Origin of the sequence: Paraburkholderia lebeckiae (genome assembly GCF_050436325.1) — a bacterium.
Taxonomy (GTDB): Bacteria; Pseudomonadota; Gammaproteobacteria; order Burkholderiales; family Burkholderiaceae; genus Paraburkholderia; species Paraburkholderia tuberum.
The window spans coordinates 303,585-324,746 of sequence record NZ_JBNDLZ010000003.1 but is presented as its reverse complement, the minus strand read 5'-3'; the positions used below and the strand labels follow the sequence as shown (position 1 = coordinate 324,746).

The 21,162-nt window shown below is 61.9% G+C and carries 17 protein-coding genes and 1 pseudogene; 7 read left to right on the top strand and 11 right to left on the bottom strand.

All coding sequences use genetic code 11. The features are described from left to right. Positions 1 to 70: 70 nt before the first annotated feature. The 5 genes from OKW44_RS19505 to OKW44_RS19485 form a co-directional block, all read right to left on the bottom strand. Positions 71 to 1,642, bottom strand: a complete 1,572-nt coding sequence (locus tag OKW44_RS19505; RefSeq protein WP_018417848.1) for a UxaA family hydrolase — start codon at positions 1,640 to 1,642, stop codon at positions 71 to 73. 94 nt (positions 1,643 to 1,736) lie between these two features. Continuing rightward, the gene (locus OKW44_RS19500; RefSeq protein WP_018417847.1) at positions 1,737 to 2,432 is read right to left on the bottom strand and encodes a DUF4286 family protein; all 696 of its coding nucleotides are present in this window, start codon (positions 2,430 to 2,432) and stop codon (positions 1,737 to 1,739) included. Between the two features lie 28 nt (positions 2,433 to 2,460). After that, a complete protein-coding gene (locus OKW44_RS19495) occupies positions 2,461 to 3,354 on the bottom strand; it encodes a fumarylacetoacetate hydrolase family protein (RefSeq protein ID WP_018417846.1) in 894 nt (297 codons plus the stop codon). Between the two features lie 13 nt (positions 3,355 to 3,367). Next, the gene (locus OKW44_RS19490; protein WP_018417845.1) at positions 3,368 to 4,180 is read right to left on the bottom strand and encodes a fumarylacetoacetate hydrolase family protein; all 813 of its coding nucleotides are present in this window, start codon (positions 4,178 to 4,180) and stop codon (positions 3,368 to 3,370) included. Then, positions 4,177 to 4,989, bottom strand: a complete 813-nt coding sequence (locus OKW44_RS19485; RefSeq protein WP_026225352.1) for an IclR family transcriptional regulator — start codon at positions 4,987 to 4,989, stop codon at positions 4,177 to 4,179. Before OKW44_RS19485 ends, OKW44_RS19490 begins: the two co-directional genes overlap by 4 nt. Positions 4,990 to 5,074: 85 nt before the next feature. Here OKW44_RS19485 and OKW44_RS19480 point away from each other — a divergent pair, with 85 nt between their 5' ends. From OKW44_RS19480 to OKW44_RS19470, 3 genes are read left to right on the top strand one after another with little or no spacing between them, the layout of a single operon-like run. Further along, positions 5,075 to 6,538, top strand: coding sequence for an MFS transporter (locus tag OKW44_RS19480; RefSeq protein WP_018417843.1), 1,464 nt, complete (start codon positions 5,075 to 5,077; stop codon positions 6,536 to 6,538). A 2-nt stretch (positions 6,539 to 6,540) separates the two neighbouring features. Then, positions 6,541 to 7,302: an SDR family NAD(P)-dependent oxidoreductase gene (locus OKW44_RS19475; protein WP_018417842.1), complete on the top strand. Its 762-nt coding sequence runs from the start codon at positions 6,541 to 6,543 to the stop codon at positions 7,300 to 7,302. 34 nt (positions 7,303 to 7,336) lie between these two features. Then, a complete protein-coding gene (locus tag OKW44_RS19470; protein WP_018417841.1) occupies positions 7,337 to 8,344 on the top strand; it encodes a Gfo/Idh/MocA family protein in 1,008 nt (335 codons plus the stop codon). 329 nt (positions 8,345 to 8,673) lie between these two features. Here OKW44_RS19470 and OKW44_RS19465 read toward each other — a convergent pair whose 3' ends face one another. The 3 genes and pseudogenes from OKW44_RS19465 to OKW44_RS19455 all read right to left on the bottom strand — a co-directional run. Beyond that, the gene (locus tag OKW44_RS19465) at positions 8,674 to 11,730 is read right to left on the bottom strand and encodes a hybrid sensor histidine kinase/response regulator (RefSeq protein WP_239498984.1); all 3,057 of its coding nucleotides are present in this window, start codon (positions 11,728 to 11,730) and stop codon (positions 8,674 to 8,676) included. A gap of 257 nt (positions 11,731 to 11,987) precedes the next feature. Continuing rightward, positions 11,988 to 12,707, bottom strand: coding sequence for a response regulator (locus OKW44_RS19460; protein ID WP_018417839.1), 720 nt, complete (start codon positions 12,705 to 12,707; stop codon positions 11,988 to 11,990). A gap of 189 nt (positions 12,708 to 12,896) precedes the next feature. Continuing rightward, positions 12,897 to 13,307, bottom strand: a pseudogene (locus tag OKW44_RS19455) (sulfotransferase family protein); the annotation flags it as partial. 210 nt (positions 13,308 to 13,517) lie between these two features. Between OKW44_RS19455 and OKW44_RS19450 the strand changes: the two are divergent. After that, positions 13,518 to 14,210 (top strand): NnrU family protein, encoded by a 693-nt coding sequence (locus OKW44_RS19450; RefSeq protein WP_018417837.1) that lies wholly within the window; start codon positions 13,518 to 13,520, stop codon positions 14,208 to 14,210. Positions 14,211 to 14,410: 200 nt separating this feature from the next. Further along, positions 14,411 to 14,548, top strand: a complete 138-nt coding sequence (locus tag OKW44_RS19445; protein ID WP_018417836.1) for a hypothetical protein — start codon at positions 14,411 to 14,413, stop codon at positions 14,546 to 14,548. Positions 14,549 to 14,696: 148 nt separating this feature from the next. On the opposite strand, the gene chrA is transcribed toward OKW44_RS19445, so the two are convergent. Continuing rightward, complete coding sequence (gene chrA / locus OKW44_RS19440; RefSeq protein WP_018417835.1) at positions 14,697 to 15,938, bottom strand: chromate efflux transporter; 1,242 nt, start codon at positions 15,936 to 15,938, stop codon at positions 14,697 to 14,699. Positions 15,939 to 16,297: 359 nt separating this feature from the next. On the opposite strand from chrA, the gene acs reads away from it, so the two are divergent. Together acs and OKW44_RS19430 are read left to right on the top strand one after the other, a co-directional pair. Next, entirely contained in the window at positions 16,298 to 18,196 is a 1,899-nt protein-coding gene (gene acs / locus OKW44_RS19435; RefSeq protein ID WP_429412476.1) for an acetate--CoA ligase, read from the top strand. A gap of 30 nt (positions 18,197 to 18,226) precedes the next feature. Further along, a complete protein-coding gene (locus OKW44_RS19430; protein WP_018417833.1) occupies positions 18,227 to 18,838 on the top strand; it encodes an acetate uptake transporter in 612 nt (203 codons plus the stop codon). Between the two features lie 56 nt (positions 18,839 to 18,894). On the opposite strand, the gene OKW44_RS19425 is transcribed toward OKW44_RS19430, so the two are convergent. Continuing rightward, positions 18,895 to 19,935: a zinc-dependent alcohol dehydrogenase family protein gene (locus OKW44_RS19425; RefSeq protein WP_018417832.1), complete on the bottom strand. Its 1,041-nt coding sequence runs from the start codon at positions 19,933 to 19,935 to the stop codon at positions 18,895 to 18,897. 350 nt (positions 19,936 to 20,285) lie between these two features. After that, positions 20,286 to 21,161 (bottom strand): helix-turn-helix domain-containing protein, encoded by an 876-nt coding sequence (locus OKW44_RS19420; RefSeq protein ID WP_018417831.1) that lies wholly within the window; start codon positions 21,159 to 21,161, stop codon positions 20,286 to 20,288. Position 21,162: the final 1 nt, after the last annotated feature.

Here is a 21,162-nt window from a genome sequence, read left to right as displayed (position 1 = left end):
TCCAACCTGGTATGGGTCATTGCTGAGCATCAACGCGGTGCACGCTCTACTTATGCCGGACAACGGCGGCTCACATAATTGCGCTGATTTGCCAGGGGACGAATTCGTTTTGTCCGTAACCGTGCTGCTCGCTACGGGAACGTTTCCCGGAGGCCACGTCGAGCAGCAGCTGGAACAGCACCGCGCCGAGTTGCTCGATCGTTGCGCTCCCTTCCAGCACTTCTCCGCAGTTCAGGTCCATGTCGTCGGACTGACGTTGCCAGAGTGCGGTGTTTGTCGCGAGCTTTACCGACGGCGAGGGCGCGCAGCCGTAAGCCGAACCGCGTCCCGTCGTGAAGCAGATCAGGTTCGCACCGCCCGCGACCTGTCCGGTAGCCGACACCGGGTCGTAGCCAGGCGTGTCCATGAACACCAGGCCGCGCGCCTTAACCGGCTGGGCGTATTGGTACACCTCGACGAGATTCGTCGAACCTGCCTTTGCGATGCCGCCCAACGATTTCTCGAGGACGGTCGTCAAGCCGCCGGCCTTATTGCCCGCCGACGGATTGTTGTTGATCTGCGCCCCTTGCCGCTGCGCGTACGCTTCCCACCACCGGATGCGATCGACCAGCTTCTGTCCCACTTCGGGCGTTACCGCACGGCGGGTCAACAGGTGCTCGGCGCCATAAATTTCCGGCGTCTCCGAGAGAATCGCAGTACCGCCCTGCCGCACGAGCAGGTCGACGGCTGCACCCAGCACGGGATTGGCCGTGACGCCCGAATATCCGTCCGACCCACCGCATTGAAGGCCGATGGTGAGATGACTTGCCGAAACCGCTTCCCGCTTGACGTCATTCGCGTAGGGCAGCATCTGCCGAACCAGTTCGATACCCTTTGCAATTGTCAGGGTCGTGCCACCGGTGTCCTGAATCGTGAAGGTTCGCAAGCGGTCATGTTCTTTGAGCCCCTGGGTTTCGAGCAGCCGGGAAATCTGGTTCGTTTCGCAGCCCAGGCCGATGACCAGCACGCTCGCGAAGTTGGGATGGCACGCATAGCCGCCAAGCGTGCGCTGCAGGATCGCGAGACCGTCGCCTTCGGAGTCAATGGCGCAACCGGAACCATGGGTGAGCGCGACGACGCCGTCGACATTCGGAAACGCGGCCAGCGCATGCGGACGAATGTCGCGGCGGAAATAGTCGGAAATGGCTCGCGCGACCGTGGCCGAGCAATTCACCGAGGTAAGGATGCCGATGTAATTACGCGTAGCCACACGGCCGTCTTCGCGCAAAATGCCCCGAAATGTCGCGGGCTCAGTTGAAGGGACACTGGCACGCACGCCCTGACTGAATGCGTAGTCACGGGCGAATTCGCCCATCGCAAGGTTATGCGTATGAACGTGCTGCCCCGCGCGGATCGGCTGACTCGCAAAGCCGATGATCTGGCCGTAACGGTGTACCGCTTGACCCTCACCGATGTCGCGTGTCGCCACTTTGTGACCGGGCGGGATCAATCCCGAGACCGTCACCGCTTCCACATCCAGCACCGTGCCGGACACAAGCTGATCGAGGGCGACGACGACATCGTCAGCGGGATTGAGCCGAATGACGCGAACCGGCCTGAGCGCGGTCGATGCGACGGACTTGTCCGCAACAGGGGACGACATGGAACGACTCCTTCGTTTCTCAACGTGACGACATTTTCGGGGCCGGCTGCGCGACGTCGTGTGACGCGCCGTGCAGCCGTGTTCAAACGACGTTTCAGCCAGCGCTCCACGGCGTCTTGCAGCGTGTGTACTCCAGTTGATAGAGCGTGGCGTGCGGCGCAACCGCAGCGGCCCCGGGCAAAGCAGCGAGTCCGGCAAGGAAAGCGTCCACTGCTGTGCGGACATAGTCGGCGCGGCATCCTTCGATCATCACGATCCATGTCGGCACCTCGGTGCCTTCCGAACGCGCCTTCTTCTCGGCAGTTTCCACCTTGCTGACGGCCTCATCGGCCAGACACAGGTGCACGCCCGTGATGCCGGGCCGGTCGGCGAGCGGCGGCAAGACCTGTTGACGCAATCCCTTCACGACATCGGCCCGCGCCGCCGAAGGCACGTCGAAGCGCACCGTCATGAGATTGGCGCCCTGCCCCACGCCGTCGGAGTACGCCACATGGCAGATCGAGCGGGCCACGCTGCGAAACGAGGCGACGACCTGCTTGGTCCACGGCGTCGGTGAATTCAGCCGAAGCAGGTAGTCCTGCGCGCCGAGCACCTCCACGGTGTCGGCTTCATACAGATTGAAGTACTCGGGGCCCTCATCCAGCGCAATGTAGCGCCGGCCGCGCCTGAACCCAGGAATCCCGGCGCGTTCCGGCATGTGCTCGCGGTTGTGCCACTCGTAGAATTCATCCTTCGCTTCCGGCAGCAGGTCATGCCAGATTGTCACGACGCCCGTTCCAGCAAGGCTCATATCTCCTCCTCCTACAGATCGAATTGTTTTATCGTGCCAACGGATATTCGCCACGGCCCCATGCCGTGCCAAGCGAATCCGCATACCGCACGACCTTCTGTCTCTGCTCGCCGAGTCCGCTGCCGCCGAGGGTCATGGTGTCGCCCGCTTTCAGAAAGACGGGCGGCTTCTGACCGAGGCCGACACCGGGAGGCGTCCCGGTAATAATGACGTCGCCAGCCATCAGTGGCATGAAGCGGCTGAGATACGCCACGATATGCGCGACGTTAAAAATCATCGTGCGTGTGTTGCCCGTCTGACGACGTGTGCCGTTGACGTCGAGCCACAGGTCGAGCACCTGCGGGTCGGGCACTTCATCACGCGTTACGAGCCACGGGCCGAGCGGCGCAAAAGAGAAGCCGCTTTTGCCCTTGGTCCACTGGCCTTCGCGTTCGAGCTGATACGCGCGTTCGGAAACGTCATTGGCAAGGCAGTAACCCGCCACATGATCGAGCGCGGTAGCTTCATCGATCTGCCAGGCGGGTTTGCCGATCACCACGCCCAGCTCGACCTCCCAATCCAGCTTTTGCGCGTCTGCCGGCAAGATGACCGGATCGTTCGGACCGCTGATCGAACCCGTATGCTTGTTGAACACGACGGGTTCCCGCGGAATCGGCGTATCGGTTTCGGCGGCATGGTCGGTGTAGTTGAGACCAATGCACACGAGGTTACGGACATTGCCGATACAGGCGCCGAGGCGCATGCCCGCTTCCACCACGGGCAGGCGGTTCAGATCGAGTTCGCTCAGCTTCGCAAGGGCGGCAGGCGAAACAGTCGTTCCGTCGATGTCGTCGACGGCGCCGGTCAGATCGCGGATCGCGCCACTCGAATCGATGACACCGGGATGCTCGTGACCAGGCTGGCCGAAACGGACGAGACGCATTTGAAGACTCCTATCAAGACAAAAAAAGTATCGGCAACGTGCCGAGATCACCGAAGCCGATATGCAACTCACAACCAATCGGCAACTCGAGCACGCCCGCGTAAGAGCCCGTGATCACCGCCTGGCCGGCATGCAACCCAAGGCCGCGGACGCGGAGAAAATTGACGAGCCACACGATCGGCGCGAGCACGCTGCGATCAGGGTGGCGGCCAGCAAAACTGACCGTGTCGTGTCCGGCGCGAGTCAGACTGACGGTGAATTCGATCGGGAGATCGGCCGGCGTCGCGCCCTCGGGCAATTGAACGCGCGGCCCAATGACAAGACCAGCGTTGAACAGACCGTCTGCCAGCAATTCAGGAAACGTCAGCGCCTCCGGATGCGCATAGCGACTGGCCAGCAGTTCGAGCGCGAGGTGAACATTCCCGAGAGCGTCGAGCACCTCGGCTTCGCCATACGCTTCGCGCCGTGGAGGCAGATCGCGAGCCAGCAAACAGGCGAGTTCAGGCTCTGCCCTTACCAGGGACTGCCCAGGCATCGCGCGAATGCGGCATTGGGCGCCTCGATGAATGACGGCGTCGTAGATTGGCGCAGCGATGAGTTTGCCCGCCGGCGGCAGCGCACATTTCCACGCGCCAGCCTGCCGGCCGAGCTGATCGCCCACCTGTTGCTGGATCGCGAAACCCTCGTCCAGATTCGCGGGGCGCAGCTCGATGGGAAGGCGCTCCGCGAGCGTGCCTTGCCGGCGCGCCGCGACGAGGACACGTGCTGCGCGTTCATCGAACGCGGTGAGTCGCTCGAGAGCCTGAACTGCGCCCGGCGCGTTCATGCCGCCTCGCTCGCATGCGCACCGACGCTCTGGCGCGGCCATACGGCACCCAGCTTCGCGGACGCTTCCTGCAGTAGCGAGTAAAAGGCGTCGTAACGCTCCGGCTGAGCCCGCATGACAGGTCCCGCAATACTCATGGTGCCGACCACCGCACCGTCAGTCAGCGAACGCACCGGCACAGCCAGAGCCACGACGCCCGGCTCGGCCTCTTCAACGACAAGTCCGTAGCCACGCTGCCTCGTCCGCTCCAGTTCCGGAATCAACTGCTCGACGCTGGTGATCGCCTTCGGCGCACAGGCGCCGCTGGCGGCCGCTTTGCCGAGCCCACCGCGCAATGCGCGTTCAATCGCCTCGTCGTTGGACATGGTCGCGAGCCATACCTTGCCGTTGGCCGTGGCATGCAAGACGATGGGCTTGTCCATTGACGGCGAATACATCAGGCCGGGCGCCGCACCCTGGGACGATGCCAGCCACGCAAGTGTTCCCTCGTTGACAACGGTCAACCGGACCAGCTCGCGGCATTGAGCGGCGACTTCATCGAGGATGGGCTGCACCAGACCCGGCAGACCGAGCCCGTGCAGGTACCGCTGGCCCAGCAAGGACAGCTTCAATGTCAGACGGTATTGGGACGTCTGTTCATCCTGTTCCGCCCAACCCTGCTCGCAGAGTTGCGCGAGCACCCGGTGGGCGGGCCCTTTTTCGAGCTCGAGTTCCGCGGCGATGTCAGACATACGCATCCATCGTGCTTCTCTTGCGAGCAACTCGATCGCCTGTAGCGACCGATCAACTGCACCCTTGACAACTCTCATAATTGACGTAACATGATTCTTAATGGAACGGTGTTACAACAATAGACAACCAACACCGGAAAGTCAATCAAAACGGAGACGAGTGATGAAACTGAACACCCCGCTTGAGCCTCACGGCAAGCGCCAGTCGAAGAAAGCCGCGGCCAGCGGGTGGATCGGCTCAGCACTGGAGTATTACGACTTCTTCATCTACGCGACCGCGGCGGCGTTGCTGTTCCCGCAGCTCTTCTTTCCGTCGAACAACCCGACGGTCGCCATCATTGCGTCGCTGGCGACCTATGGTGTCGGCTATATCGCCCGGCCGTTGGGCGCTGTCGTCCTCGGGCACTGGGGCGACCGCCACGGCCGCAAGACGGTGCTGATTCTCTGCATGTTCCTCATGGGCTTCTCGACGATGGCCGTCGGGCTCCTGCCAACGTATCAGCAGGTGGGGATCTGGGCTCCGGTGCTGCTCGTGGTTCTGCGCCTCATCCAGGGCTTCGCGGTCGCTGGAGAAATCTCCGGCGCCAGTTCGATGATTCTGGAACACGCACCGTTCGGGCGGCGTGGCTACTTCGCGAGCTTTACCCTCCAGGGGGTCCAGGCGGGACAGCTCCTCGCGGCAGCGATCTTCCTGCCACTCGCGCGTTTCATGCCCAAGGACCAGTTCACCGCCTGGGGCTGGCGAATCCCGTTCCTGCTCAGCATCGTCGTTCTCATTGCGGGTTACATCATTCGCCGCGAAGTTGACGAGACCCCGGCCTTCACCGAGGAGCGCGCACACGGTGAAGTTCCCGTCTCGCCGGTCGTCGAAGTGCTCCGGCAGAACTGGGGCGATATCGCGCGCGTGCTCTGCATGGCGCTTACCGCGGTGATCGCCGTTGTCGCCTCAGTCTTCGGCGCCGCCTACGCGGTTCAGCCGGCGTATGGCATCGGCTTTCCTCCCGGCGTGTATCTGTGGATTCCTGTTCTGGGTAATATCTCCGCGGTGATTCTGATTCCCTACGTCGGCAACCTCTCAGACAAGGTTGGCCGCAGGCTGCCAGTCCTTGTCAGCACGCTCAGCGCCGGACTGCTCTCGTTCGCGTATCTGTACTCCATCAGCATCCATAACCTGTGGCTGGCGATGACTCTTTCGGTGCTCATGTGGGGCGTCGCCTATCAGGGCTTCAACGGCGTGTTTCCGAGCCTCTTCCCCGAACTGTTCCGCACGCGCGTGCGCGTGTCCGGGATGGCCATCGGGCAGAACGTCGGCACGATGCTGACCGCGTTTCTCCCCGCGCTCTTCGTCGCGGTCGCGCCCCCCGGCTCCGCCAATATCCCGCTGAAGATCGGGGCCCTGACATTCGGTATCTGTGTAGTGGCCGCGATCGCCGCTTTCACTACGCGGGAGACGTACCGGATCCACCTCAGCGATCTCGGCGACCGCAACGCGGTTCCCGTCCCGAAAGGCGACTACGATCGCCTGCGTGCCGAGACGATGGTCGGGGCAACCGAAACAGCCGACTCACAGGATTTCGCCAATCAGATGCGCTCCGACGTACTCGCGAGCCAACAACATCGGGGGTAGTCATGATTTCAAATCAGCAGGACCTGTCGGGCAAGATTGCCGTGGTCACGGGCGCTGGGCGCGGGTTGGGTATCGCTATTGCCGATGTTCTCGCCGACCGTGGTGCCCATGTGATCGTCAATGACCGCACGCTTGAACCGGCAACCGACGCGGCGAAAAACATTCAGCGAAGGGGTGGAAGCGCTAGCGCCATCGCTTTTGACGTGGCTGATACGAGCCAGGTCGAGGACGCGTTCCGCCGGCTCCTTGCGGACCATGGTCGCGTCGACATCCTGATTAACAACGCTGGAATTGGCGACTTCGTCAGTTTTCCCGAGATTAGCCCAGAGAAATGGGATCGGATGATTAACATCCATCTCAAGGGCTCGTTCCTCTGCTGCCAGGCTGTTCTCGCGTCGATGAAGGCGCAAAAGTATGGAAAGATCGTCAACGTCAGTTCAGTGGCCGGCAAGCGCGGCGACTTCAGTGGCAACGCACATTACACCGCTGCGAAGGCTGGAATCATCGGCCTGACGAAATCGCTCGCACGCTACGCGGCACCCTTTGGCATCAATGTCAATGCCATCGCGCCGGGCCTCGTCGCGACGGAACTCACCGATGAGATGAGCCCCGAGATGAAGGCGACGACCATCTCTAACATTCCCGCGGGCCGCCTTGGGCGCCCAGAGGAGATTGCACGGGCCGCTGCCTTCCTCGCCTCGGATGATGCAAGCTACATCTTCGGTGAGACACTCAGCGTGAATGGTGGCTCCTACATGGATTGACGCCCTCGACAATCGTAGTGCTCCGGAGCCCCCTATGAGAATTGCTGTTTTCGACGTCAGCCACTGGCACTTTCCCCTCTATCTCGCTGCATTGCGAGATCCTGGTGTCCAGGTTGTGGGTATTTCAGATACTGCCTCATTTGCTGGATCAACAGTCGCGGACCAGCTGAATTGCAAGCTGTACGGCTCCAATGAAGATCTGCTCAAAGAGGATTTCGACTTTGCTCTGGTATTCAGCCGTCATTCAGAAATGGCCGAACTGGCCGAGCGGCTGATTGCCCGCGGCATTCCGTTTCTCATCGAGAAGCCTTGCGGACTTAATCTCCGGGAGGTTCGCCGGGTCCGGCAGCTCGCCGAGATGCACGGCGTTTACGTCAGTGTTCCATTCATCATGCGCGTGAGCGATCTGGCTGCCCGTCTTTCCCCCGCAGAGGGATTTACGCCGGAGGGATACCAGCATCTCTCGTTCAGGTTCATCGTTGGCCCCGTAGCTCGATATGAACGCGGCGGGTGCAGCTGGATGCTCGATAAACGGCATGCAGGTGGAGGGTGCACGTTAAATGTCGGCGTTCATTTCATCGACCTGATCTCGACCCTGACAAACAACCCGATCACCCACGTCTCGGCGCAGATGCGAACGTATCGGCCTGATGTGACCGTTGAAGAGCAAGCCGTGTTCACCTGCCGGAACGCTGCGGGCCAAATCGGCGTGGTGGAAACGGGTTACCTGTATCCATCGACAGCGGAAGATCAGCGAGACTTCGCGTTTTCCATCTCGCATACCTCCTCCTACGCCCGGGGTTATGCCGACCAGCTTTACATCAAAGCGCGGGACCAACAGCAGGGACGCACCGCGACGGTCGAATACAACACGGACGCGTTTTACTCGGTGTTCTTAAGGCGCAACTGGGCCGATCTGGCGAATGGTCGTCCTCCGGTCGCAGGTTTGCGGGAGGCCGAGCATGGGATCGCTGTCGTCGAGGCAGGATACCGTTCTGCAGCCAACGGCGGCGCACCGGAACCGGTCGAAAATGCGGTCTAAAACTGTTGCCGCCTAACGGCTCTACGCTACGCTTCGCGCATTCGTTTCCGCCGTTGCCATCGCTCAAGCTGACCCGGAAACAGTGCGTAAAGCGCATCGTCAACTTGATCAGGAGCGCATCCTACCGGAACTGTGTGACGGGTCAGGTGTGCTGGTCGCTATGTCGGGATAGATATGTTTTTGGCGAAAAAGGCGACTTACTTTTTATCGTCTCGTACGACGCGCCAGACAGAAATAGGAGCACAGCATTTTTTCGTGCAAGATAATCAGCATTCACAAGCGTCTGTTAGTGACCAGACGCCTGCTGATTCAGCGCTGAAGCAAAAAACTCACGCCTCTGGCTGCGTGTTTATCACGCGCCGCGCGAGCGTCGAATAAGCGAGTGGTTCGAAACGATCGAGCCCGTCCTTGACGGCAGGAATGTCGTTATTTCTGGCTTCCTGCTCCATCTGTGCACACGCATTCGCCACCTCGGTCTCCTGAATCATCGCGAAGGAGCCGCGTAGCGAATGAAGATGGGCCAGCACCGTTTTTATATCGACCCGTTCAATGGCGACATACAGCGCCTCGAGCGATTCCTTCAGTGCCTGGCTCATCGCAGCATGGATGGGCTCGGGCAATGGCCCATGCGAAATGTCGAGCCTGGCTGCGGTGTCACTTGCGGGGCGTTTGCCGGCCTCCTTGACCAGCCGCCTCACCGTCGCGTCCATGGTGCCAAGCAGGACGGGTTTCAGCAGGACCTCGTCGATTCCGGCCTTCTTGCATCGCGAACGCTCTTCTGCACCCACTTGCGCAGTAATGGCGATGATCGGCACCGTCGCGCTTTGATCGCGCAGACACCGCGCGAGCGCGTACCCGTCCATCCCTGGCATATTGATGTCGGTCATCACAAGATCATAGTGGCGTTCATTGAAGCGCCGCACTGCCTCCCCGCCACTATCGGCGATATCGGCCTCGTATCCCAGCGTGGCAAGTTGCGCGGCGATCAACTCCCGATTTGCAAGCTGATCGTCGACCACAAGAATGTGAACGGCGTGTGTGTCGATCGCGGTGAACTCCCATTTGGCTTTGCTGTCTTCTGGGGCGACGACCGGTGTGCCACTACTCACCGGAATGGGTAACGTCACGACAAAGGTACTGCCGTCATTCAACTCGCTCTTCACCTGGATCGTGCCATGCATCAATTCGGTCAGGCGCAGACAGAGCGCAAGTCCGAGTCCTGTTCCGCCATAGCGCCTGGCGATCGACGAATCGGCCTGGCTAAATGCATGAAATAGCGTCTCCTGCTGCTGAGGCGTCATGCCGATGCCGGTGTCGCTCACGCCAATCACGATGGGCGAATCGTCGGCCGTGTCGTCCTTGAGGTAAACCTCGAGCAGTACGTCGCCACTCGCAGTGAATTTGATCGCATTACTGACCAGATTGACCGCGATCTGCCGGATTCTCGTTGGGTCACCCAGATAGTGCGGCGCGAGCGCATCGTCGATCACGCAGTCGAATTCGAGTCCCTTCGCATGCGCGACGGGTTCGAACATCGCACCCACTTGTCGAATGACATCGCCGAGATCGAAACTGATCGACTCGAGCGTCATCTGGCCAGACTCGACCTTCGAAAAATCGAGAATGTCGTTGATGATCCCGAGCAGCGCAGTGGACGACGACGTGATGACCCCTACTCTCTCCTCCTGCGACGGTGACAACGGCGAGCGTCCGAGCAACTCGAGGTTGCCGAGAATGGCATTGAGCGGCGTACGTATTTCGTGGCTCATCATCGCGAGGAACGCAGATTTCGCCTCGTTGGCGGCGTCCGCTGCCGCACGCGCCTCGTCCAGCTTGCGCTCCGTGTTCTTGAGAGTCGTAATGTCGGAAAAACTGCAAAGCAGCACCTCTTTTCCACGATACCTGGTACGCACCATACTCACTAGCAGATCGTCCACGCGGCCGTCGGCAAGTCTGAGCGCCATCTCCAGATCGGACTGCCACGCGGGCGCGCCGGGGCCGCGGTCATAGAGACCGAGCAGGCGGGTGTGCAAGCCTGGTTCATCCGGATGCGTGTTCGCTTCGTAGGTACGCATCAGGTTGCTCTGCAACAGAATATTTCCCTGCTCGAAAGACAGCAGCGCGAATCCCGACGGTGCTGCAGCAACCATCGTGCGGTTCAGGGCTTCACTTTCGAATATTCGCTGCGAACGTTCGTAGTCGGGCTTGAACAGCTTGTGATCGAGCATCAACAGAAGCACCCACATGAAAGCCACGACCAGCAGCATCGCGGCAACGTAAACGGCGAGGCGTGCACCGATGTCACGCAAAATGGTGCGCCACGTGAATGCGTGAACGAGCGTCCAGCCGGAGTCCGTTACCTCCGCACTGGCCATGAACAATCCATTCCGGGAGCGATGGACTCCTCCGGCGGGTTGCATCCCTTGCGTACGGGAATTGAGAATCCGTTGCGTCAGCGCGGCACCGGTACCCGGCTTGGCCGTGCTGAGGATCACATTGCCGGCCGAATCGAGCAGCAGCGATTCTTCATCGTAGCGCCGCTCCCCGGTTAGCATTTCGATCAGGGGGCCCACGTAGATCTTGCGGACAGCCACGAGGAATATCTTGCCGTCGCTAAAGGCCGGCATGACCAGACGGATTGCGGGCTGTTCGCTAAACGGATCAGTGACTGGCGGGAACCAGATCGCACTCCTGTCCTTGCGTAACCGCTCGACCACCTTGGGGTCCGCGAGAGCGCCGATGTCCGGCGCAATGCGATCGAGAAGTTCGTGGACGTCTTGCGCGCCGCTCTGCTTGAACAGATCGCCGGATGCCGGCGCAGGAACAATGCCGAGGAACCGTCGCTCAGGCGAATAGAAGAAGCCTGACACGGCACTGGTCTGCACCTTGGCCCAAGGGCCGAGACGATAGTCAAAATCAACACCGAGCGCCAGATACGGTGCGAAATCCGATGCGTTCAGCGACGGACCGACGTCGCCGAGCATCATCAACGGTTCGAAATTCCTGTGCCGCTGCAGAACGACTCGTCCATGCTGCGCGGCAAACTCGTCGACGAGGGTCGCGGGTGGAGGAACTCGCGTGCCCCACGCCGATTCTTCATGCAGGATGGCGGCTCTCAGCGTTCTTTCCCGCTCCAGAAATTCCAGTTGTAGGCGAGTCTGCCGTAGAGCGAAATCGGTATAGCGATCGTCGATGTAGTCGGTGACCGCCGATTTCAGCACGACGCCGGTCAACAGCACCAGCACAAACGAGACGGCGACCCCTGCCCCCATGACGAGCGTCCGCTGATAGCGATTCAGTCTGCTCGGCTCATCAACGCGCGAATCGCCGGTGGGCGGATGAACCACGCGTTCATGCCCGCTGGAATCTATGCTCTTTGATGGCATGGCGGACCTGGATCAGGGACGCAAGGGATGGTTTCAGCACCGTGCTGACGATGATTCCAGAAGTCTGCCCTTCTAGAACCTGCCGTGGCCACTTGCCGCACTCAAGGATAGAGTCGCAGTGAACGGGACTGTAGCAGTCAAGTTATTTCGGACAGCCTGACGTGGGTTGCCAAGCGGTAACTCGCTTCAATTCCCCGCACAAAGAAGGTTGACGGTTTTTCGAGCAGCGCGATGAAAGCGCAGGTCGCTTCCTGTGTTCATTCTGTGGAAGGAGGACTGTCCGTCGTTTTCTGCGTCGAAGTCACCATTCCATTATCCAACGCATATCGAAACAGATCGACTTCTCGCTCAATACCGAGCTTTTCCATCGCTTTCATTTTCTGGGTACTGATGGTCTTCTTGCTGCGACTCAGCCGTTCGGCAATTTCGTTTACCGTCAGGCCCGATGCAAAAAGACGTACAACTTCGGATTCGCGCTGACTCAGGACCTCCGAGGAGCCCCTGCCCCGGCGGTTCCAGTCAATCGACTGGACGATCTCGTTGATGGTCGGCGAATAATATTTGCCGCCGTGATGGACGGCATGAACCGCGGGGATAAGGTGGGTAGCAGCGTCGGACTTGCTCACGATGCACGTTACACCTTGCGTCACGAGCGCACGTACTACTGCCGGGTTGTCCAGCATCGTCAGCACAACGATCTTGATGTCAGGATACCGGCGCTTTATAAACGAAAACAGAGCAATTCCATCACCGTATTCGCCCGCGGGCATCGCGTAATCGGATACGACAACGTCACATTGCGTGTTCGTGAGAAGCGCGATCAGTTCAGTCGAGTTGCTGGCTTTCCCTACCAGTTCGATCGTGCTCACATCTGCAAACTTGTGTTCGATACCGATCAGCATCATGGGGTGGTCATCAGCCAGTATGACCCGAATTTCGGAGGCGACCATATTGTCAATATCATTGAAATAGGACATCACTATGATAGCCACCCTGAGCTATAACCGCTCAGCGCGGTTTACCTTCACACAATGCGATCCCCCGCTTCCTTTCAGCGTAATTCATGAGGCGTTGAACTCATCGCGTCGACGGATTGGCAGCCAGATTGGCAGCCAGGTAAGTCGGAAGAACTTCCCGAAACATCGAATGCGCTACGCGCAACCCTCTTAACCCGTGCTGTCCAGCGCTTCCAGCAATGGACCAAGATAAGCCTCATACGGCTTCCAGCGACCTTTCGAGCTCCTATAGATCGGCTGAGGCACCTGATTAAGACTGGCCGTGCGCACGACGCGGCCGTATTCATGGAAGCGCAGACAAGCGTCATCCCAGGGCAGGTCGAGAAAATTCACCAGACGTCGCGCCTCGCCTTCGAGGTCATCGACGACCGCTTCGTAATCGACCTCGATGAAGCGCCCGGCCGGTAGCACGCTGCGCCAATGAGCGATGAGCCGCTCGTAGTAACGGTAATGCTCGCCGAGTCCGGTCAGCTCGTAAGCAAACGGCTGATCGCCCGCAAACAGTTCCGTGTAGCAGGAAAGACAGGTGTCGACCGGGTTGCGCCGCGCGTGAACGATGCGCCGGGGATGGTTTGGGGCCCGTTGCCCCGCTTGCGCAGTCGACGCGATGGCGAGTGTCCCGGCCATTGCGACGACGAGACTGCCAATCAAGGTTTTGCGACGCGCGGCAATTGAAATCGCGAAGCGATCGCTGCATTCGTTGTGGCGCGCGAAGTAGTATTCTCGCAATGCACGCGGTCGACCGATCATCTGACTTGAGGAGCCGGGCCAATGGAAAGCATCGACGCACTTGTCGTGGCGGCATTCGCTTTTGTCGGCAGCCACTTTCTCCTGTCCCATCCGCTGCGGGCGGGTATGGTCCGGGCAATCGGCGAACGGGGTGCCATGGGCGTCTATTCGCTGATTGCGATACTGACGTTCGGCTGGATGGTCATGGCTTACGACAGGACGCCCGTCTCCGCTCCGCTATGGCCGGCAGGCAACGTGCTGTGGGCGGTTGTGACCGTGCTCATGCTGATCGCGTCGATCCTTCTGATGGGCTCCCTGATCCGCAACCCGGCATTGCCCACCGGCGGCCGGCCCACCGCGTTTCCCGACGCGGCGCGCGGCGTGTACGCAGTGACCCGTCACCCGATGATGTGGTCGTTCGCGCTTTGGGGACTGTGCCATATCGCCGTGTTCCCGGTCACCCGGAACGTCGTGCTTGCCGGGGCGATCATCATCCTCGCGCTGGTCGGTGCCGCGCTACAGGACCGCAAGAAACGGCGGCTGCAACCCGATCTGTGGCCCGCATGGGAATCGAAGACGAGCTATCTGCCGTTCGCGGCGATCGCCGCCGGCCGCGCGCGGCTGGGCGGGTTCGGCATGCACGCGCTGGTGGGCGGCGTCGTTTTCTGGCTCGTCGCGACCTGGGCGCATATTCCGCTCTCCGGTTGGCCCGCGGGCATCTGGCGCTGGCTCTAGCCGGCAGATTCCACGAGATTTGTTCTCGTGGCGCAAGACTCTTTGTCCATGTGTGTGCTCGAATTCGCGGCGGATGCGCCTACGGTGCCCTCCATCGGGTCCATCGATTCGAACGGCCAGCAGGCCGAATCATCACTCCGTGAGACAAATCATGAGCACCTCCAAGGTCGTCATCGTCACCGGCGCATCTCAAGGCATCGGTGCTCGCCACGTTGCATCCGGTCGGGCGCATGGACGAGATGAGCGACATCGTCAATGCGATCCTCTATCTCGACTCGGCATCGTTCGTGACCGGCGAGATCCTGCATGTGGACGGCGACCAGAGCGCGGGCCAGTAAATCTTCTAACGCTGCCCGCGCTCGACCGGCAAGTTGACCAACACCCGCACGCACGACGCGGTTCACCGTCCGTGCGGGTATCCGCACATTGCGCGCATAACCTGATTCACGCACTCGACATCACATTCAAGGAGCCCACCATGTCCTGTCAGAGCGGGTGCAGCACAGTTTGCGCGACGCCGGCCGCCACACACAGCACGACGACCGCAAGCGGGGGCGCCTTCCAGCGCAGCAACAGCAAAAAGCCGATGCACGCCACGGCGAAATCCGTCGCCGACAGGACCGCGCTCGTCCACACCGGCGAATAAAGCGCGGCGGCCAGCAGGCCGACCACCGCGGCATTGACGCCGGCAAGCGCCGCCGCCATCGTCGCACGCGCGCGCAGCGCCTGCCACCACGGCAATGCGGCGAGAACGAGCAGCAGACCCGGCAGAAAGATGCCCACTGTCGCCAGCAGTGCGCCGCTCCAGTGTCTGGGTGGCAGCGCCATCATCCAGCCGAGAAACGCCGCGAACGTGAACAGCGGTCCGGGTACGGCCTGGGCCGCGCCATAGCCGGCCAGGAAGTCGTTGGGCGTGACCCATCCGGTCGCGACGGTTGCACGCTGCAACAATGGCAGCACCACGTGGCCGCCTCCGAACACGAGCGCGCCGGAGCGATAGAACGCATCGAATACGCGGATGCCTTGCGAGGTCCCGCTTGCCGCCCATAGCGGCAACGCGAACAGCAATGCGCAGAAGAGCACTAGCGCGACGATGCTTGCCGTACGCGACACCTGAAAATCGCCGGCCCGCGGAGAAATGGCGCGTGGCGCTTGCACCGCCGTGGTCCGGCACAGCGCGACACCGAGCACGGCGCCGGCGCCGATCACGATCAGTTGGGCGTAGACGGTGCCAAGCACACTGAGCAATCCAAGCGATGCGAGCGCGATTGCCGCGCGGCGGCGATCCGGACACAGACGCCGCGCCATGTCCCAGACAGCCTGCGCGACGACGGCCACCGCGACGAGCTTCAGGCCGTGAATCACGCCCGTGCCGAGCGCGCCGCCCAGGTCCGGCGCGATCGCGGCAAAGGCCAGCATCACGAGTACCGACGGCAGCGTGAAGCCGCACCAGGCGGCTAGCCCCCCACCCCACCCGGCCCGCAGCAGCCCGATCGAAAACCCCGCCTGGCTGCTCGCGGGTCCTGGCAGAAATTGGCACAGGCCGATCAGGTCGGTGAAGGCTTCATCGTCGAGCCAGCGGCGCCGCTCGACGAACTCGCGCCGGAAGTAGCCGATGTGAGCGATCGGGCCGCCGAAACTGGTCAGCCCGAGCTTCAGAAAGACGACGAAAACCTCGATCACGCGCGTGAGCCGTGAGCGGCGCGGCGACGACAAATCAGTATCCATGGATGTGCGGGTTCGAGCGATGCCGATTTCGAGAGCCGGCGGGCAAGGGGCCGTCGGCGGGCCTCGTGTTTGACGACGCACAGTATAGAGGCCAACGGCGCGACCACGCGCCGCACCCGCGATTGATCTGGGTCAATCGTGCCCCTTGCTTCCCGCAACACACTGGTCGCGACATCCAGAACACTGTTCGAGTCATGCGCGCAGCCGCGCCGCCGATCGTTGGACATCGGCAGTCGCGGTGTGCCCGTCCCATATCAGTCATTCAAGCCAGCGAGGAGACTATGTCCACTGTCGCCATCAACCATCAAGCGCCGGAAACGGCCGCCCCGTCGCTTCTGACGGACACGGCCATCGACGGCATGGCCGCCTACGAAGCGCTCGTCAACGAAGCGCGCAGCGACCGGACCGGTTTCTGGGCGCGGCTCGCGCGCGAGCATCTGAGCTGGCGCCGGCCCTTCACCAAGGTACTCGACGAATCGAACGCACCGTTCTTCAAATGGTTCGACGACGGTCTGTTGAACGCGTCGTACAACTGCCTCGATCGTCATCTGCACGACGGCAACGCTAACAAGACCGCGATCATTTTCGAGGCCGACGACGGCAGCGTGACGACCATCACCTACCGGCAACTGCATGCGCGCGTGTGCCGCCTCGCGAACGCGCTGCGCGCGCGCGGCATCGCGTGTGGGGACCGCGTGATGATCTATCTGCCGATGTCGATCGAAGGCGTCGTCGCGATGCAGGCCTGCGCGCGCATCGGCGCGTTGCATTCGGTCGTGTTCGGCGGCTTCTCGGCGAAGTCGCTGCATGAACGGATGGTCGATGTCGGCGCCGTCGCCGTCATTACCGCCGACGAGCAGATGCGCGGCGGCAAGAACCTGCCGTTGAAATCCGTCGTCGACGAAGCGCTGAAAATGGCAGGCACCGACGGCATCCATACCGTGATCGTCTATCGGCGCACGGGCGGCTCGATCCTGTGGGACGAACCGCGCGACTGCTGGCTGCACGAACTCGAAGCGGCCCAACCCGACACCTGCGAGCCCGAATGGGTCGGTGCCGAGCATCCGCTGTTCGTTCTGTACACGTCCGGTTCGACCGGCACGCCGAAGGGCGTGCAGCACAGCACGGCGGGCTATCTGCTGTGGGCCGCCGTCACGATGAAGTGGACCTTCGACCTCCGCGCGGACGACGTGTACTGGTGCACGGCCGACATCGGCTGGATCACGGGGCACAGCTACATCTGCTATGGCCCGACCGCGGTCGGCGCGACCCAGGTGATTTTCGAGGGCGTGCCGACGTGGCCGGACGCGGGACGGTTCTGGGAGATGATCGCGCGGCACAAGGTCAGCATCTTCTATACGGCGCCCACCGCGATCCGTTCGCTGATCAAGGCCGCCGAGACGGACAGCGGCGTGCATCCGCGCCGCTTCGACCTCGACTCGTTGCGTTTGCTTGGCACCGTCGGCGAGCCGATCAATCCGAGCGCGTGGGAGTGGTTTGCGCGCGAAGTCGGTGGCGGGCGCTGTCCGGTGCTCGACACCTTCTGGCAAACCGAAACGGGCGGCCACATGATCACGCCGCTGCCGGGCGCAACACCGCTCGTCGCGGGATCGTGCACGTTGCCGCTGCCTGGCATCGAGGCGGCGATCGTCGACGAAACCGGCTGCGAGTTGCCGCACGGCGAGGGCGGTCTGCTGGTCATCAAGCAGCCGTGGCCGTCGATGCTGCGCACGATCTGGGGCAATCCGCAGCGGTTCCGCAGTGGCTACTACCCCGCCGACCTGGGCGGCAAACTTTATCTGGCGGGCGACGGCGCGATCCGCGATCCGCGGACCGGCTACTTCACGATCACCGGCCGCATCGACGACGTGCTGAACGTTTCGGGCCACCGCATGGGCACGATGGAAATAGAATCGGCGCTCGCCGCGCATCCGCTGGTGGCGGAGGCCGCGGTCGTCGGCAGGCCCGACGAGACCATCGGCGAAGCCATCGTCGCGTTCGTCGTGCTCAAGGGCACGCGCCCGGAAGGCACCGAAGCAAGGCAGGTCGCCGACCAGCTGCGCGCGTGGATCGGCAAGGAAATCGGGCCGATCGCCAAACCCAGGGAAGTCCGCTTCGGCGACAGCATGCCGAAGACGCGCTCCGGCAAGGTCGTGCGGCGTCTGCTGCGTTCGGTCGCGAAGGGAGAAACGCTCGCGCAGGACATGTCCACCGTCGAAAACCCCGCCGTGCTGCGGCAGTTCTGCCACCACGAGTAAGCCCCCCGGATCGATTCAGGAGACTTCACGATGAAACTCACCACACCCAACCCCGCATCGCTCGGCCTTGCGGCTTTCGCGCTGACCACGTGGCTGCTCAGCATGATCAACGCCGGCTGGTTCAGCGGCGGCTCGCTCGGCCTCGTGCTCGCCGTCGCGTTCGCGTTCGGCGGCAGCATGCAGATCGTCGCCGGACTGATGGAGATTCCGCGCGGCAACACGTTCGGCGCCACCGCGTTTCTGAGCTATGGCGCGTTCTGGTGGTCGTTCGCGCTGTTTGCGTTGTTCCTGCACGAGCAGGTGCCGGCCGCGTTCGTCGGCTGGTATCTGCTGTTGTGGGGCGTCTTCACGTTCTACATGTGGATCGCGACGTTCCGCTCGTCGCGCGCGCTGCAGGGCGTGTTCGTCGCGCTGTGGGCAACCTTCTTTCTGCTCGCGGCCGGCGAATGGCTCGGTTCGGCGACACTGCGGCACGCGGGAGGCTATGGCGGACTGCTGACAGCGCTGCTGGCGTTCTATCTGTCGGCGGCGGAGATCATCAACGAGTCGTTGGGCCGTACCGTGTTGCCGATCGGCGCTAAACCCGTGCTCGTCGAAATGGAAACGGTCGGCGCCGCGGTGGTGACGCGTTTTGCGGAGTGATTGCGCGCATTCGCGGTGCCATATTGATTCGCGCGTTTTCGAGTGTATTTGACCGTCTATGACGCTTCGATCAACACCTTCAGCGCGCGCGTGCTCGACGCGCGGGAGAACGTTTCGTAAGCCGAAAGAATATCGTCGAGCCGGAAGCGATGCGTGATCAGACGCGTGGGATCGATCCGCCCCGCCTTGACCGTCTTCATCAGCATCGGTGTACTGACGGTATCGACGAGACGCGTCGTGATCGCGATGTTGCGATCCCACAGCTTTTCCAGATGCAGATCACATTTGACGCCGTGCACGCCGATGTTCGCGATCGTTCCACCCGGCGCGACCAGCTGTTGGCAAAGCTCGAACGTCGGCGGAATGCCGACCGCCTCGATCACGCAGTCGGCGCCTACCGATTCCGTCAGCTTCAGCACTTGCGCGACCGCATCGGCATGCGCGTTGTCGATGCACGCGGTCGCGCCGAAGCGGTGCGCGACCTCCAGCCGGTTCGCGTCGGGATCGATCATGATGATCTGCGCCGGCGAGTAGAACTGCGCGGTCAACAGCGCAGCGAGACCGATCGGCCCGGCGCCAACGATCGCCACGGTGCAGCCCGGCTGAACCTTGCCGTTGAGCACGCCGCATTCGAAGCCGGTCGGCAGAATGTCGGACAGCATCACGAGCGCCTCTTCGTCGAGGCCAGCCGGAATGCGGTACAGACTGCTCTGCGCATGCGGGATTCGCACATATTCGGCCTGCGTGCCGTCGATCCGGTTACCGAGAATCCAGCCGCCCGTCGTGCAATGCGAATACATGCCGCGCCGGCAGTAGTCGCAGCGGCCGCACGAGGTGATGCACGAGATCAGCACGTGATCGCCGGCCGCGAGCCCGCTCACCGCCTCGCCGACCTGATGCACGACACCGACGCCTTCGTGGCCGAGAATACGGCCCGGCTCGCAGGTCGGCACGTCGCCTTTGAGAATGTGCAGATCGGTGCCGCAGATCGTCGTGCGGGTGACTTTGACGATTGCATCGGTGGGCGCCGTGATTTCGGGTATCGGCCGTTCGTCGAGCGACTTTTTGCCGGGACCGTGATAAACGAGTGCTTTCATGACGGACTTCTCCTATGGCCGGAATGAAACACGATGCGTGGCGGCAAACGTGTTCGCGCCTGAACCCGGTCGCGTCATGCGTCGGCTAGCGCTGGCGGGAACGTAATGCGTCACGCGCTTACATCATGAGCCCCGGTGTGACGGGTGGCTTGATCTGGGTCAAGCACTACGAAAACAACGCCGACGCGGGTGGTCGGTTTCGTGTTGTGTTCTGCCAGTTTTTGACGGGCGCGATCGCTGGACTACTTCAATCGGGCGTCCGTCGGGACATTGCGCAATGAGATCAGCGCATATGTCGCTGGGACCGGCTCTTTCGCGAGCGGTCGGGTTCCATTCGCGAGGATGCTATATCACGGCATACGGTTTGCCGATATTGGAGGTTGCGGGGACGCATGCGCCGCGAGCAGCTGCTGATGGCGTGCTTCGGTGGCGTCGTCGGCGGGGAACATGCATTCGATGCGCAACTCCTGCGCGGCCACGTTTTGCGGTGTGCCCACTGTCGTGACCATCGAGAAATAGCGCAGCACCACGCCTTCGCTGATGAAGCCGAGCGGAACCATCGGCAGCGTCGCGGGTGTCGCGGAAGAGCCATGATGCGTCTTCCAGTCGCGCGGCACGTCGGGATACGCAAGCAGTTCATCGAGTAGACGCTTCGTGTTGGCGCCGATTACATGACCGACCGACTCGCGATACACGCGTTGCAGCAGACTTCGCGCGACCTCCTGCCAATCGGCGACGAACGGACGCATGCCGCGCGGATCGAAAATCAGATGCAGCATGTTGCGCGGGCCTTCGCGCGCGGTCATGTCGATGAAGCAGTTGAAGAAGCGCGGGGCCGCGTCGTTGGTCATCAGCACGTTCCAGTCGCGGTCCATCACGAGCGCCGGAAACGGCTCGTGCTGACGCACGATCCGTTCGAGCGCGCGAACCACGCCGTGCATTTCCTGCGCATTCCACGGTGCTTCCGAATAGATCGGTGCATAACCCGCGGCAAGCAGCAGCGCATTGCGCTCGCGCAGCGGCACGTCGAGGGTCTGCGCAAGCGTCAGCAGCGTGTCGCGGCCCGGCACGCTGCGCCCGCTCTCGATGAAGCTGATCTGCCGCTGCGAGATGCCGGCCTCGAGCGACAGATCGAGCTGACTCACGCCACGCACGTCACGCCAATAGCGCAACAGACTGCCGAGATCGCCCGGCTGCACTTTGGGATCGTGACTCGTGACGTTCATC

What these genes read in the sequence shown, in the direction of transcription:
- OKW44_RS19505 (WP_018417848.1), bottom strand. Translation starts at nt 1,642, where the DNA reads ATGTCGTCCCCTGTTGCGGACAAGTCCGTCGCATCGACCGCGCTCAGG.
- OKW44_RS19500 (WP_018417847.1), bottom strand. Translation starts at nt 2,432, where the DNA reads ATGAGCCTTGCTGGAACGGGCGTCGTGACAATCTGGCATGACCTGCTG.
- OKW44_RS19495 (WP_018417846.1), bottom strand. Translation starts at nt 3,354, where the DNA reads ATGCGTCTCGTCCGTTTCGGCCAGCCTGGTCACGAGCATCCCGGTGTC.
- OKW44_RS19490 (WP_018417845.1), bottom strand. Translation starts at nt 4,180, where the DNA reads ATGAACGCGCCGGGCGCAGTTCAGGCTCTCGAGCGACTCACCGCGTTC.
- OKW44_RS19485 (WP_026225352.1), bottom strand. Translation starts at nt 4,989, where the DNA reads ATGAGAGTTGTCAAGGGTGCAGTTGATCGGTCGCTACAGGCGATCGAG.
- OKW44_RS19480 (WP_018417843.1), top strand. Translation starts at nt 5,075, where the DNA reads ATGAAACTGAACACCCCGCTTGAGCCTCACGGCAAGCGCCAGTCGAAG.
- OKW44_RS19475 (WP_018417842.1), top strand. Translation starts at nt 6,541, where the DNA reads ATGATTTCAAATCAGCAGGACCTGTCGGGCAAGATTGCCGTGGTCACG.
- OKW44_RS19470 (WP_018417841.1), top strand. Translation starts at nt 7,337, where the DNA reads ATGAGAATTGCTGTTTTCGACGTCAGCCACTGGCACTTTCCCCTCTAT.
- OKW44_RS19465 (WP_239498984.1), bottom strand. Translation starts at nt 11,730, where the DNA reads ATGCCATCAAAGAGCATAGATTCCAGCGGGCATGAACGCGTGGTTCAT.
- OKW44_RS19460 (WP_018417839.1), bottom strand. Translation starts at nt 12,707, where the DNA reads ATGTCCTATTTCAATGATATTGACAATATGGTCGCCTCCGAAATTCGG.
- OKW44_RS19450 (WP_018417837.1), top strand. Translation starts at nt 13,518, where the DNA reads ATGGAAAGCATCGACGCACTTGTCGTGGCGGCATTCGCTTTTGTCGGC.
- chrA (WP_018417835.1), bottom strand. Translation starts at nt 15,938, where the DNA reads ATGGATACTGATTTGTCGTCGCCGCGCCGCTCACGGCTCACGCGCGTG.
- acs (WP_429412476.1), top strand. Translation starts at nt 16,298, where the DNA reads ATGGCCGCCTACGAAGCGCTCGTCAACGAAGCGCGCAGCGACCGGACC.
- OKW44_RS19430 (WP_018417833.1), top strand. Translation starts at nt 18,227, where the DNA reads ATGAAACTCACCACACCCAACCCCGCATCGCTCGGCCTTGCGGCTTTC.
- OKW44_RS19425 (WP_018417832.1), bottom strand. Translation starts at nt 19,935, where the DNA reads ATGAAAGCACTCGTTTATCACGGTCCCGGCAAAAAGTCGCTCGACGAA.
- OKW44_RS19420 (WP_018417831.1), bottom strand. Translation starts at nt 21,161, where the DNA reads ATGAACGTCACGAGTCACGATCCCAAAGTGCAGCCGGGCGATCTCGGC.